The sequence below is a fragment of the Arthrobacter sp. 05N428_2 genome, from assembly GCF_056397065.1.
On the sequence record NZ_JBFTMR010000014.1, the window covers coordinates 1 to 13,399 of the forward strand.

The 13,399-nt window shown below is 65.4% G+C and carries 12 protein-coding genes and 1 pseudogene; 2 read left to right on the top strand and 11 right to left on the bottom strand.

The genetic code is table 11. The features are described 5' to 3' along the window. The 6 genes and pseudogenes from AC1DGI_RS14550 to AC1DGI_RS14575 all read right to left on the bottom strand — a co-directional run. Nucleotides 1-247, bottom strand: a pseudogene (locus AC1DGI_RS14550) (transglycosylase domain-containing protein); the annotation flags it as partial. Nucleotides 248-494: 247 nt separating this feature from the next. Then, on the bottom strand, nt 495-1,619 hold the full coding sequence (locus AC1DGI_RS14555; RefSeq protein ID WP_476899349.1) for a S1C family serine protease: 1,125 nt from the start codon (nt 1,617-1,619) through the stop codon (nt 495-497). Nucleotides 1,620-1,828: 209 nt separating this feature from the next. Further along, nucleotides 1,829-2,950, bottom strand: a complete 1,122-nt coding sequence (locus AC1DGI_RS14560) for an enolase C-terminal domain-like protein (RefSeq protein ID WP_476899350.1) — start codon at nt 2,948-2,950, stop codon at nt 1,829-1,831. A 137-nt stretch (nt 2,951-3,087) separates the two neighbouring features. Continuing rightward, nucleotides 3,088-4,656: a GMC family oxidoreductase gene (locus AC1DGI_RS14565; protein ID WP_476899351.1), complete on the bottom strand. Its 1,569-nt coding sequence runs from the start codon at nt 4,654-4,656 to the stop codon at nt 3,088-3,090. A gap of 68 nt (nt 4,657-4,724) precedes the next feature. Then, nucleotides 4,725-5,378, bottom strand: coding sequence for a gluconate 2-dehydrogenase subunit 3 family protein (locus AC1DGI_RS14570; protein WP_476899352.1), 654 nt, complete (start codon nt 5,376-5,378; stop codon nt 4,725-4,727). After that, nucleotides 5,375-5,833 carry a hypothetical protein gene (locus AC1DGI_RS14575; protein ID WP_476899353.1) on the bottom strand — a complete coding sequence of 153 codons (459 nt, stop codon included), beginning with the start codon at nt 5,831-5,833 and terminating at the stop codon, nt 5,375-5,377. Before AC1DGI_RS14575 ends, AC1DGI_RS14570 begins: the two co-directional genes overlap by 4 nt. A gap of 78 nt (nt 5,834-5,911) precedes the next feature. Between AC1DGI_RS14575 and AC1DGI_RS14580 the strand changes: the two genes are divergently transcribed. Further along, a complete protein-coding gene (locus AC1DGI_RS14580) occupies nt 5,912-6,424 on the top strand; it encodes a MarR family winged helix-turn-helix transcriptional regulator (protein WP_476899354.1) in 513 nt (170 codons plus the stop codon). Between the two features lie 12 nt (nt 6,425-6,436). Here AC1DGI_RS14580 and AC1DGI_RS14585 read toward each other — a convergent pair whose 3' ends face one another. The 5 genes from AC1DGI_RS14585 to AC1DGI_RS14605 all read right to left on the bottom strand — a co-directional run bounded on the left by AC1DGI_RS14585 (nt 6,437) and on the right by AC1DGI_RS14605 (nt 11,965). Continuing rightward, a complete protein-coding gene (locus AC1DGI_RS14585) occupies nt 6,437-6,826 on the bottom strand; it encodes a hypothetical protein (RefSeq protein WP_441402164.1) in 390 nt (129 codons plus the stop codon). Continuing rightward, nucleotides 6,823-7,845, bottom strand: a complete 1,023-nt coding sequence (locus AC1DGI_RS14590) for an SDR family oxidoreductase (protein ID WP_476899355.1) — start codon at nt 7,843-7,845, stop codon at nt 6,823-6,825. The genes AC1DGI_RS14585 and AC1DGI_RS14590 overlap by 4 nt, the downstream gene beginning before the upstream one ends. Nucleotides 7,846-7,904: 59 nt before the next feature. Further along, on the bottom strand, nt 7,905-9,677 hold the full coding sequence (locus AC1DGI_RS14595; RefSeq protein WP_476899356.1) for a glycoside hydrolase family 15 protein: 1,773 nt from the start codon (nt 9,675-9,677) through the stop codon (nt 7,905-7,907). A 107-nt stretch (nt 9,678-9,784) separates the two neighbouring features. Then, complete coding sequence (locus tag AC1DGI_RS14600; protein ID WP_476899357.1) at nt 9,785-11,620, bottom strand: thiamine pyrophosphate-requiring protein; 1,836 nt, start codon at nt 11,618-11,620, stop codon at nt 9,785-9,787. Nucleotides 11,621-11,746: 126 nt separating this feature from the next. Further along, nucleotides 11,747-11,965 (bottom strand): hypothetical protein, encoded by a 219-nt coding sequence (locus AC1DGI_RS14605; protein ID WP_476899358.1) that lies wholly within the window; start codon nt 11,963-11,965, stop codon nt 11,747-11,749. A 233-nt stretch (nt 11,966-12,198) separates the two neighbouring features. On the opposite strand from AC1DGI_RS14605, the gene AC1DGI_RS14610 reads away from it, so the two are divergent. Beyond that, nucleotides 12,199-13,263 carry a sodium:calcium antiporter gene (locus tag AC1DGI_RS14610; protein ID WP_476899359.1) on the top strand — a complete coding sequence of 355 codons (1,065 nt, stop codon included), beginning with the start codon at nt 12,199-12,201 and terminating at the stop codon, nt 13,261-13,263. Nucleotides 13,264-13,399 lie beyond the last annotated feature (136 nt).

Here is a 13,399-nt window from a genome sequence, read left to right on the forward strand (position 1 = left end):
TGATATTCGGCGACATCTGCTCAAGGGGGATCTGTGTACGGTTCTCGCTGAACAGGGTCGCGATTTGCGACCCGTCGGCTGCGAGGACCCTCGTCACCTGTCCCGGCGGGGCCACCGTCAGGTCGCTGGGCAGGCTGTCAGAGAGCTGGGCCATACCGTTCGCTGCGATCCCGGCCAATGCGCCGGCCGGCACGGCCAGGCCCGCCGCGAACACCCCGCACACGGCACTGACGACGAGGAAGGCCATGATCCTGCCCAGCGTCGTGCCCGTGTCGAGGAGCAGGCGCCTGCCCGAGGCCACCCTCACCGGGGCGGGGAGGGCTTCCGAGGGCCCTCCAGTTGGGCCGGAGCGTCCCTCCGGTCGGCGGCCAAGTGGTATTCGCTTGAACATATCTGCTTTCCAGTTCTCAGGTGTGACAGTCCCAGCTGCCGATGCTGAATTCCGGGTCGTCTACGGCTGGAGACAGGAGACGTAGTTAAGGGTTGGGATCTGGCTAGTGCTGGGCCGCCAGGTCGCCGAGGGTGACGTGCAGGGTTTGGGAGGTTTTGCCGCGCAGCGCGTCGATGTCGACCTGCTGGCCGGGGTCCTGCTTTCTGAGGGCGGCGAGCAGGTCTGTCACGTTTGCCACCGGTGTCCCGGCGAATTTGGTGATGATGTCGCCGGCTTGCATGCCTGCCTGTTCGGCGGGGCTGCCCTGGGAGACGTTAATGACCAGCGCTCCGGTTGTCGTGGGAACGGAGAAGCGTTGGGCGAGTTGCGGGGTGATGTCGGTGGGGACCACACCGAGGGCGGCGTGCTTGACGGTGCCGCTCTTTAGCAGTTGGTCGGCGACCTCGGTGACGGTGGTCGAAGGGGTCACGAAGCCGATTGCCACTGCTCCGGAACTTGGCGGCAGGTACGCCTCTGAAAGTCCGATGATGTTACCGCTGGAGTCGGCCACGGCCCCGCCGGAGTTTCCGGGGGAGATGGGCGCATCGGTCTGGAGCAGGTCGATCGCGCCGTGCGGGGATTCCTTGGAGGGCGGCATGTTCCGGTGCAGGCTGGAGACAATTCCGGAGGTGACGGTTTCCTCCAGCCCCAGCGGGCTGCCGATGACCACGGTCATCGACCCCACCTCCGGGGCAGAGGAGGCGAACTTCGCGGCGGGAAGACCCGTGCGGTTGACTTTCAGGACGGCGACGTCGGTGACGTCGTCGACGCCGACGACGTCCGCCTGGATTTTTGAGCCGTCTGCGAACTGGACCTGGACGTTTTTGAAGGCCTGCTTTTGCTGGTCCTCCACGACGTGGGCGTCGGTGACGATCGAGCCGTCGCTGTGGTAGACGACGCCGCTGCCGAGCCCCACAGCGGTCCGGATCGTGACGACGGACGGCTCGACGTCTTTGACCACGCCGGGAATCGCTGGCAGGCCGGCCCCGGCGGGCAGAGCTGCCGGGGAAGCTGAAGCGCCGGGGGATACTGCTGAGGAACCGGATCCGGAACCGGACGTGGCGTTACCCGTGGGGTTACCGGTGCAGCCGGTCAGCGTGAGCGCCGCTGCGGTCACTCCGACCGCCGCATAGAGTCGAAAATGCTTTGCTGGTAGCCTGCGAAAAACATCCGGTCTGGTGTTGCTCATGGCGGTGATCCTCTCTTTGGGCCGCCCTGAGGAGCGTCCCAGCAGTGGGTGTTGGCGTGGTTCCCTGGTTGCTGAACGGCGTATCCCGCCGATGGTTAAAGGTCGTAGCTTCCTTCAGTTGAGTCGAGAATGGCTGGTTAGCGCTTTTTCCTTGGTTCGTGCCGGCATCGGCGCTATCCTTCTTGCCGACTTTCTCCGGTGTTGGTCGCCTAGCCCACGCGGTACTTTTCGATGTCGGACGTGCGAAGGGTGAGCCCGTTGCCGGGGGAGTGAGGGTCGGGGATGATTGCGCCGCGCGCAGGGTCCAGGGTTCCGTCGAAGAACGTCTGTTCGATCCGGACGTGGTCGTGGAACCACTCCAGATGCCGGAAGTTCTCCGTCGCGGCGGCGACGTGCGCGCTCAAGTGCGGTGCGCAGTGTCCCGAGACCTGGAGCCCGTTCGCTGCCACCAGGGCCGCGATGCGCAGCCATTGGGTGATACCGCCGCAGCGCGACACATCCAGCTGGACGCAGTCGACGGCCTCGGCCACGCACAGCCGCTGGAAGTAGAACAGGTCGGTACCGTACTCACCCGCGGCGACATCGGCGGATATCGCTTCCCTGACGGCCCGCAGGCCGTCCAGGTGATCGGCGGAGACCGGCTCTTCGAACCATGCCAGCCTGGATTCCCCGGCTGCCTCATAAACCCGTACGGCTTGTTTTGCCGTGTAGGCACCATTGGCGTCCACAAACAGTTCGGCGTCGTCTCCGATGATGGTCCGGGCCTGATGAATGCGCTCCAGATCCCGGGGAATGTCGGCCCCTCGGTCCTGCCCGATCTTTATTTTCACCCGTGGGATGTGCTGGCCGTGCACCCAGCCGCCCAGCTGGTCCTCCAGCTGCCGGCGGGAGTAGGTGGTGAACCCGCCGCTGCCGTAAATGTCCACCTCGTCGCGCATCGCTCCGAGGAGGCGGTACAGGGGAAGGTCAAGCAGGCGTGCCTTCAAGTCCCACAGGGCACAGTCCACCGCGGAGATCGCGTAGCCGGCGAGCCCGCTGCGGCCGGTATTGCGCACGGCCTGCAGCATCGCCAGTGCGGCGCCTCCGGTGTCCCAGGCTGACCGTCCGCCAACGGCCGGGGCCAGCATTCCGGTGATCAGCTGGGCGCAGGAGGGTGGAGCGTAGGTCCAGCCAAGCCCTTCGCAGCCGCCGGCGCGGGCCTGGACCACCACCATGGTGGTGGCATCCCAGGCGAAGGTGCCGTCTGCCTCAGGGCTGTCAGTGGGAATCGTGTAGGTGCTGACGTCCAGGCCGGTGAGGGCCGGATCGGGTCTGGTTCGCGTGGCGGGCATGGGTCAGCCTTTCTTATCCGGGGCGGAGATCTTGTCCGTGCCCCATTCCCGGAGCCGGTGCCGCAGGTAGCCTGCCATCCGTTCTTTTGCCATTGTGCGTTCCTTCCTTAGCAGGTGGCCGGTGGCCAGTGGTTGGCTCAGGTGGCTTTGTTGGCCCCGCCCGCGATCAGCCGTTCAGCGGCGCGCGCGGCGACGGCCATGATGGTCAGTGCGGGGTTGGCGCTTCCTTGGGTGGGCAGTACGCTGCCGTCGGTGATGTAGAGGTTGGGCACGGCGAAGCTGCGGCACTCCGCGTCAACGACGCCGTGCCGCTCGTCCGCGGCCATCCTGGCGCCCCCCACTAAGTGCGCGTAGCGGTTGATGGTGATGACCTCATCGGCGCCGGCGCCCTTGAGGATCTTCTCCATGACGTCCTGCGCGGCGCCCATGAGTTGGCGGTCGTTTTCGCACTGGGAGTAGTGGAAGTGCGCTACCGGCATCGAGTTGCGGTCCTTCTCCTGCGCCAGTGTGACCCGGTTGTCCGCCTGCGGCAGGAATTCACACAACGCGCCCAGGCAGGCCCAGTGCACGTAGTCGCTCATGTATGCGCGCAGCTTCGCCCCCCAGTGGCCCTGGGCGGCGACGTGCTCGGCCCAGGTGATGGGCAGCGGTGACACCGTCTGTACCGAGAACCCCCGCTTGTACGGTTTCAAGGGGTCCGTTTCGTAGAAGTCCTCCGAGCTGACCTCCGGCGGGGGAGCCTTCCACATCCGCACTTCAGCGTCGAACCTGCCGGCTGTTTGGGGTGCCCCCTGGACCATCAGGTACCTCCCCACCTGGTTGAAGTCATTGCATAACCCGTCCGGGAAACGCTTCGAGGTGGAGTTGAGCAGCAGGCGGGGTGTCTCGATGGAGTAGCCGGCGACGGCGACGATGCGGGCGCGCTGGAAGCGCGTGCGGCCGTGGCGGACGTAGTGCACGCCGGTGGCTTCGCCCGTGGTGTCGTCTACTTCGATCCTGGTCACCATCGAGTCGGCCCGTACTTCGGCGCCGTGGTGCAGGGCGTCCGGGATATGGGTGATCAGGGGTGAGGCTTTTGCGTTGACCTTGCAGCCCTGCAGGCAGAATCCGCGGTAGATGCAGTGTGGCCGGTTGCCGAAGCGGCCGTTGGAGATTGCGACTGGGCCGACCTTCGCGGTGATGCCGCAGGCCAGTGCGCCGCGCAGGAAGAGCTCGCCGTTCCCGGAGACGGGGTGCGGACTGTGTGGATAGGAGTGTGGATCGCCCCACGGCCAGTGTTCCCCGGCCACCGGAAGTTCGCCTTCGATGTCCTCGTAGTACGACCTAAGATCCTCGTACTCGAAGGGCCAGTCCGCGCCCACGCCGTCGGCCCGGTGGGTGTGAAAGTCACTGGGATGGAATCTGGGGGTGTAACCGGCATAGTGCACCATGGAGCCGCCCACGCCGCGGCCCGAGTTGTTTGAGCCAAGCGGCACCGGATCGTCCCCGGAAATTACCCGTGGTTCCGTCCAGTACAGGTGATGCGAGGCCGCCTCGTCGCTGACCCAGTCGCGCTCCGGGTCCCAAAACGGCCCCGCGTCCAGGGCCACGGCCTTCCAGCCGGCGCGGGCCAGGCGCTGCAGCAGGGTAGAACCGCCCGCGCCGCAGCCGACTATCACGATGTCAACCTCGTCCTCGTCCCGGAACCGCGCCATGTCGGTGCGCATGGCATGATTTGTTCCCGGTACGGGAGGCAAGAGCCATGCAGAGGCATTCCGATCCCTCACCGGCGCCATCAGTGCCTGCCTTTCCCGGATTTTGTTTTGGGACTGGCCGGATCCTGTCCGGGGCGCGCATCCGCCACTTCGAAAGGCTCACGGGCGTCGAGTCCAAGATTCTTGTATCCGCGTGGATAAGCGGGCCCGGCAAAACCAATCTCATCCCAGGCCAGGGGGTGGGAGTAGAAGGCCGTGCACGCATATCTGGTCCAGAGGCTCCACACCTGGGATGCCTGCTGCCCCCGCCACTGTTCGGCGTCGTGAATGTCCGTCAGGAGGCCTTCCTGCTGATCCCAGGACAGCTCGCAAAACGCGCTCCCGCTCCGTGCCCGGGCCTCGGCGTCCAACGCCGCGAGGGTGCTGCGCCAGGCCGCAGGGTCCGGTTCCATGCCCTCGTAGTGCCAGCCGTCGGTCTGGTCCTCGGCCAGGCGTGAGTCGACCAGATTGACCACCGGGACACGGGGCTCCTGGCTCTGGTCAAGGAGTTGGTCGAACAGTGCTCTTGCTGCTGCTTCCTCGGCAACGGTGAAGAACCGCAGGTCTGCCGGTCGGCCGAGGCGTGCCAGGACGACGCCTTGTGTCACCGGGTCCCAGTGGCCGGACTGGCCCTGGGCGCTGAAACCGGGGAAGCGTCCGCCGCCGTCCTTCGGGTCCAGCGGCAGGGCCGTCACTTTTCCCTCCTCAGCACGGACGCGAGCAGGCCCATGCCGCCCACGAGAGTCACCAGGAGCGGGGCCAGCAGCGGTGGACCCATCTCCATGTTGTATCTCAGGTTGGAAAACCCCCCGGGCTTCTGCGCTATGCCGCGGGCGTGCAGGTACGTCCCCTGCAGGCCGTTTGCCACAATCGCGGCGGAGGCCAGGGGGAGCGCTGTTTTGGCCATCCGCTTGCTGAACACGCCGGCGACGCCGGCCGCTGCTCCGACCGGGCCGAGGGCAACAGGGATCCACATCAGTTTGTTGCCAAAGCTTGCCTTGTCGTGTTCGAAAAATATTTCTGCCGCGGTAACCAGGGCGCCAATCGCCGTGAGCCCCGAAAGGGACCGTTCGAAGCGGCCGGTCTCCACGTTGCGGATCATCCGGTCGATCCCGTGGACGGGTGCCGCGGGCCTAACTGGTGTCTTCATGGCGCTCCTTGTCATCAAACTGGTTCTGCCGCGACGCAAACATTTCGTTTGCGCAACAGATGGATGGATACTCGTGGTGTGACGAATTCAGAAGGTGCAGAACAGACCGCCGGTGCGCGGACCGCGTTGGGCGGCAGTGAGGTGGACGCTGTGGTCCGGGCGGCCAACGTCTTGCTCCGCGTCGCCGCGCGGTCGGTGGCAGAAGTAGAAGACGTGGTGACGACGCCGCAGCTGCGGGTGCTGGTGCTCATCGCGAACCGCGGGCCGCAAAACCTCGGTGCGGTTGCCGTCGAGCTGAGGGTCCATCCCTCCAACGCCACGCGGACGTGTGACCGGCTGGTCCAGGCCGGGCTGATTGAACGGGGAGAGGATCCACAGGACCGCCGGTTGTCCAGGCTGGTCCTCACCGCGAAGGGCACGCAACTGGTGGAGCAGGTCATGTCCCACCGCCGTGAAGCGATAGCGGCGGTACTGGAACACCTGACCCCACAGACCCGAGAATCCCTGACCGAGGCCATGGACGCCTTCGCGCAGGCCTCCGGGGAAGCCGAAACCGACGACGGGCGCTTCGCACTGACCCTCCACCGCTGAATAGACATGGGTTCACCACCCCTTGCGGCGGCCCGCCGGCCGAAGGGCTGCGGCGCGGCGGGACCCGATCCGGCTGCTCAGGCCGAATTCGCCACCGGCGAATAGTCCGGCAATCGCGGCGTCCAAGGAGGCCGCCCTGCGGCGCCGGCGGTCCGTAACCGCCAAGGCGACCATGCTGGCCCAGTGCAATGAGTCCACCACGCCGCCGCCGAGGTGGAGTGCCCTGGAGGTAGGTGCCGCACCAATGATCAATGCCTGCAGGAGGTGCCTGGCGCCAAGAATGCGGACCACGACGCGGACGCGCCGGTCCGGCTGGTGTCCGAGCGCCAGACGGAAGATCATGCTCGGAAAGGCCAGTTGGCACAGTCCGTAAGCCGCCCGGGCGGCTTCCGTGGCCCTCACCGTCCCGTCCTTCCCAGCAGCGAGGCGCCCAAGGCCAGCAGACCCAGCGCGGTGGCACCGGCAGCGGCAAGGACGGTGCCGTGGTGGTGGGAGGCCCATAGTTGAGGGCTTCGCGTAGCCGAGCGGTCATCGAACGCCCCGTGGGTGCCGAAATCACGTTCCGCGTCGGCCGGTTCCCAGAGGTTGACGGGCTGTTCCGGGTCGCGGCGTTGCGGCCGTTGCTGGGAGGCGAATCCTGTCCGGGCGAGGTACCTGTCAAGCAGGCCGGGTGCCACGGCGTTCGCCACCAGGGTGGCCGCGGTGCTTGCCCCCACCCAGTACTCCCGGCGCTGCGGATGGGCGGCGGCAAAGAGTATGCCGCGGGCCGCGACTTCCGGCTGGTAAATCGGCGGCACCGGCTGGGCCTTGTTCGGCAGCCGGGAAAGCACCCAGCTGAACTGCGGCGTGTTGACAGCGGGCATTTGCACCATTGTCGTCTTGATCGGACTCCCATCGTGCAGCAACTCGCAGCGAAGTGATTCATTGAAGCCCTGGATGGCATGCTTGGCACCGCAGTAGGCAGACTGGAGCGGGATGCCGCGGTAGGCCAGTGCCGAGCCGACCTGGACGATAGTGCCGCGGTTGTGTTTCTTCATCCGGTCCAGCGCGATCATGGTTCCGTAGACGTAGCCCAGATAGCTGACGTCGGTGACGCGTTTGTACTCCTCCGGCTTGATCTCGGTGAAGGGGGCGAACACGGAAGTGAAGGCGGCGTTGACCCAGACGTCAATGGGTCCCAGTTCCTGCTCCACGCGGCTGGCTGCCGCGTCGAGTGCATCATGGTCGGACGTGTCCACCGCGATGGTTAGCGCCCGGCCCCCCGAGCGTTCGACTTCTTTGGCTGCGCCCGCAAGCCCTGCGTCGCCGCGGGCCAGAAGGGCGACGGAGGCGCCATGCTTGCCAAAGGCAATGGCCGTCGCCCGCCCGATACCGCCGCTGGCGCCTGTCACAACGATTGTCTTGTCTTTGAAGGTGTTCATGCGTGCTCCTCGTCCTGGCCCGGGCAGTTCGCCCCGGAGATGGTTGATGGTGCTCACTGCTACGAATTCAGGCCCCGCCATGGCGGCGGGGGATCTGCGAGCCGCCGGGATGTTTCCAGCAGGGCTGCGTGCACAAAAGCCTGGGGGAAGTTGCCCCGGAGCTGGCGCTGTTCAATGTCGTACTCCTCCGTGAAGAGTCCCGGTGAGCCGCAGGCCGCACGGTTTCTCTCAAACCAGCGCGCCGCTTCGGTGGTCTCCCCGCTTTGGTGCAGGGCCATGGCCATATCGAAGCCGCACAGCAGGAAAGCGCCCTCGGACTTCTCCAGCGGCCGTCCGTCCTGGCGGAAGCGGTACAAATACCCGTCGTGGCCCAGATCGTCCCGAACCGCCTTGAGTGTGGCCACGGACCGGGGATCGTCGGCCGGAAGGGCCCCCCGGATCACCGGGAGCAGCAGGGACGCATCGACGCGCTCGTCATCGGGTGCCCGTTGCCACCGCCCGCTGGAATGCAGGCAGTCGCTGGCCACATCGGTGATCAGGGCGTCAGCCTGCGAGGTCCACATGGCACCCTGCTGCGGTGGGGCATTGCGGCCGATGGCCCGCAACCCGGCTGCGCAGATGAGGCGGGAGTGGGCCCACCTCCTGTTCTCAAGTTCCCACATGCCCGCGTCAGGTTCCTGCCACCGCGCCATGATCGCATCTGCGCAGATCTCCGCCGCCTTCCAGTGCTCGAGGTTCAGCCGGTCATTCTCCGCAGCGGCGGCGAACAGCAGCAACGACTCCCCGAACGCGTCCAGCTGAAACTGGTCGTTGACCCAGTTGCCGGCCCTGCCGGACCCCCCGGGGTAGCCGGGTAACCCGACATCCCATTCATCCGGGACGCGGCCGCCCCCGGTGGTGTAGGCCGGCTTCATGTCCGGCCCGTCCGTGAGCAGCCTGGCCGCAACAAAACCGACCGCGTCGTCCAGCAGCGGAAACGTCTTGCAGGCCGCCGCGGACTGGCCGACAAAGCACTGATCCCGGATCCACGCGTAGCGGTAGTCGTAATTCCTTTTCTGCCCGGCCCGTTCGGGCAGGCCCATCGTCGACGCCGCGACCATGGCTCCCCCCGCCTCGGTCATACCGCGCAGAACGGCGTAGGACTGCCGGCAGTCATCCGCGGATATCGTGTTGTCGAAGCGGGGGACCGCCGAGTGCCACGCATTTTCCGTCGCGCTCCACGCCAACGCCGCCTGCACCGGCTCAGCGGGCAGTTCGCGGTCGGAGATTTCCAAAACCAGATCGTGGTGTTCGCCTTGGGCCAGTTCGAGGACCACTTCAAGTCCCCGCGCTCCTGCCTTGGCCCCCGCGGCTCCGCCGAGGCGGATTCTGAGGTTTCCGGAGTTCGCGGTCCAGAGGCTGTCGTGCCGGCTAAGCCGGCTCATCTTGTGCCTGCCGAAGTTCGCCCGGGCGTCCAGCGTCACCCGCACGCACGCAGGGCCCCGCACAGCACGGATCCGGCGCAGCAGCACGGCACGGTTAGGATCCCCGGGGTAAGCCAGCGCTTCCCGGCATTCAATAATCCCTGTCCCGGTTACCCACCGGCTCACCCAAATCAGCGTTCCGTCCTCGTACCGGCCGCCCCAGACGCTGTGACGATCGGTGGGGGTCACGGCAAAATTTCCCGGACCGCCCAGCAGGCCGGAGAAGACCGCATCGTCCTGCCATCGCGGTGCGCACATCCACGCCACGTCTCCGCCGGGGCCTATCAGGGCCGCACGGGCGCCGTCGGCCACCATCGCGTACTCGCGTAAGACGTGAGGGGGAAAGTCCGTCGACGAATTACTAAGCATGCTACATAGCCTAAGTGCAATGATTGCGTTTTCGCAATGAATAGCCTGAAGAATTGCTGGGCTCCCGGCGGTGGCCGAGCTGGTGTGGGGAATCGGTGGGGCGTTCCCTAATGTTGTTTCTCCTCGCGGTCCTGGCCAAGGTGGAGCTTTCCTTTGACGCGTTCGATTCCTTCGGCGACGAGGGCCTTGGCGGAGTCGCGCATGACCCCGATCTCGTCGGGGTCCTTCTTTAGAAGGGCTTCTGCGGTGTGCTTGGCGAACTCAAGGGTGATGTGCGGGGGAAGGGGTGGGACGTTCTTACTGGTGTAGGCGTCGATGAGGGTGACACCGTGGTTCGCGAATGCGGCCTCCCAGGCGCCGGCGACCTCATTGTCGGTCTTGACCCGGATGCCGGTGAACCCGAGCAATTCCGCCCACCCGGCGTAGTCTACCGACTGGACGTCCTGGGAGGCGGACCACACAGGGTTAGCGTCCTCGGTGCGCATTTCCCAAGACACCTGTGTGAGGTCGTTGTTGTGCAGAACCATGATGATCAACTGCGGGTTTTCCCATTCCTGCAGGTACTTTTTGATCGTGATCAGTTCGTTCATGCCGAGCATCTGGAAGGCCCCGTCACCGATGGTGCAGATAACTGGGCGGTCCGGATAGGCGAACTTTGCCGCTGTGGCGTACGGCATTGCCGCGAGCATGCTGGCAAGGCGTCCGGAAAGATCACCGAGCATGCCGCGGCGGAGCCTGATGTGGTGGCCGTACCAGTCTGCCGTGGATCCGGCGTCGGCGGTGACGATGGCCTGCGGGGGCAGTCGCTTGTTAAGTTCGTGGTAGACGCGTCGGGGGTTGACGCCGTCCTTGTAGGTCAGCATCGCCTGGGCTTCCATCTCGTTTTCCCACTCCACCATTTCCTCAGCGACGGTGTTCTGCCAGGAGAGGTCGGTTTTCGCCTCCAGGTGCGGGATGAGCGCGGTGAGGGTTGCCCTCACATCCCCCCACAGGTTGAGTTCGGTGGGGTAGCGCAATCCCATTTGCTCGGGCTTGAGGTCGACTTGGATCGCGCGGGCCTGTCCGCTCTCGGGCAGAAACTGGCTGTACGGGTAGTTGGTGCCGAGGAATACGAGGGTGTCGCATCCGCTCATCTGGTGGGCACTGGGCAGGGAGCCGAGGAGACCGAGTTGCTGCGAGTGGTGCGGCACGTCGGAGGGGATCACTTGTTTGGCGCGTAAGGCCGTGATTAGGCCGGCACCGCAGAGTTCGGCGGCCCTGAGGACCTCGTCGGTGGCCCCGTTTGCGCCGTGGCCGACAATGAAGGTGACTTTGCTGCCTGCATTGATGATGCCGGCGGCCTTCACGATCTCGCTTTCCGGGGGGCCGATTGAGATGGACGGGGCTACGGCACTGGAGCGTGATACCCAGTTCTGCGGAGTGAGTTCGGGCATCTTCATTCCCTGCACGTCGTGGGGAATGATGATCACGGCCGGTCCCAGCCGTACCCTGGCGGTACGGAAGGCAGTGTCAACGACCGCCTGGGCCTGCTCGGGTGAGACGATCGTCTGGACGTACACGGCGACATCCGACAGGGTGCGTTCGAGGTTGCTCTCCTGCTGCGTAAAGGTACCCAGCGAGTTCAGCCCCTGCTGGCCCACGATCGCGACAACCGGCTGGTTATCCATCTGGGCGTCATAGAGGCCGTTGAGCATATGGAAGGCGCCCGGGCTGGAGGTGGCTACGCAGACGCCGACTTCACCCGTGAACTTGGCGTGGGCGGTTGCCATCAGCGAGCAGATCTCCTCATGCGTGGGGCGCACATACTTCAGGCCTGCTTCATCGCGTTGGGCCTTCTCCAGGGCACCATCGAATTCGCCGATCCCGTCGCCGGGAAAAGCGAAGATGCGGCTGACTCCCCACTCCCTGACGCGTTGGACCACAAAATCGCTAACAGTTGCCATGGTTCTTCCTCCTACTATGGTGCCGGGCGGGCCAGGCCAGACGGGCGGCGTGCGGTGATGGCCGTCATGGTCATCGTGAGCGGTTTGGGGCCTACCTGAGGACCGCCGGCGCGCCGTGGTAATTGCTCAGCTGCCGGCCCGGACTGCCACAGCGGCGAGGATAAAGCCGGTGAGGGCAGAGGCGGCGCACAGTATCCAGAGCACGCCGACGACGCCGCTTTTCTGCCGTACGACGCGGGGTCCCGCCGTGGCCGCGACACCGGCCCGAATCAAGGCGGTACCCGCGCTGGCGATGGCGATTGTCCAGCACAGCCACTGGAAGACGACCGTTGAACCTTGTCCCATGGTCTTCCTTTCTAAAGGGGGCGTATGCGGCAGGCTGCCGGCACAGTAGTTCCTTGCATTTACGCTACCATTGCGTAAGCGCAATGGAAATAGTTTCACGTCGCCCCCTTGTCCTGGCACTCCGGGGACGTTGCTGTGCGACGCGGCTCAGAACCCGGGGAGCATACCATTGCGTCAGCGCAAATGAATGCTCCGTGAGCGGGCCAGCGGGCCCGGATTGGATCGTGGTAGTGATGGGGTCTTTGCCTCTGTGGCTTTTGATCGTTATCTTCGTCGGCGCCTCGGTCGTGATTTGGTTCGCCGGCATCCAGCTCTCCAGGAAAACCGACATTCTGGACAAGCGCTTCCATCTCGGCTCAGCTTTAGGCGGGTTGATTCTTTTGGCCATCGCGACGAATCTTCCCGAGCTTGCCATCACGGTCAGCGCCGCCATGTCCGGGAACCTGGAAGTGGCCGTGGGCAACATCCTCGGCGGCATTGCCCTGCAGACAGTCGTTTTGGTGGTGCTGGACGTCTTCGGCGTTAAGGGAAAGCACCCCCTCACCTACAAAGCTGCGTCCCTGACGCTCGTCATCGAGGCCGTGACTGTCGTCGCCGTGCTCGCCGTGGTCGTCGCCGGAAGCCAGATGCCATCAGGCGTGCTGTTCGCGCGCCTGACGCCGAGTGCGGTTCTGATCGCAGTCGCATGGGTTGTGGGTTTGTTGCTTGTCCAGCGCGCGCAGAAGCACCTTCCCTGGCAGGAGGAGGGCGAGGCCCCGGAAAGCCAGTCCGAACCCAAGGGTCACAGCAAGGCAAAAAGTCAGTACGACTCCACGAAAACAAAGGGCACCGGCGCTTCTGTTGCTGTTTTTGCTGTCGCCGCCGTCGCCACCCTGATCGCCGGCGTCGTGCTTGAACAAAGTGGCAGTGCAGCAGCGGACCAGCTCGGTCTCTCCGGTGTGCTCTTCGGCGCCACTGTGCTGGCCCTGGCAACCTCCCTGCCGGAAATTTCCACCGGCCTCGCCTCGGTACGCCAGGGTGATTACAAGCTGGCCGTCAGCGACATTTTTGGCGGAAACGCCTTCCTTCCGGTTCTCTTCTTTCTGGCGGTCCTCATCTCCGGCAAGGCGGTCCTGCCGCAGGCCCAGGCCACCGACATCTATCTCACGGCCTTGGCGATCCTCCTCACCGTCGTGTACCTGCTGGGTCTGCTTTTTCGGCCCCAACGGCGCATAGCGAGGATGGGGGCCGATTCCCTTATTGTGCTGGTGCTCTATGCGCTCGGCGTCGCCGGACTCTTCGTCGTCGCCGGAGGATGAGGCTGGCGCTGGTGTTGCGCCGGCTACGATGCCCGGTCGGCGCCAAGGGCCAGCCACCGGCCCCGGTTCCGGTGCGGACAGTGGAGGTCAGATGCGCCACCGCGACCGTCACATGAACCGCCTGCCTTTCGGCCCC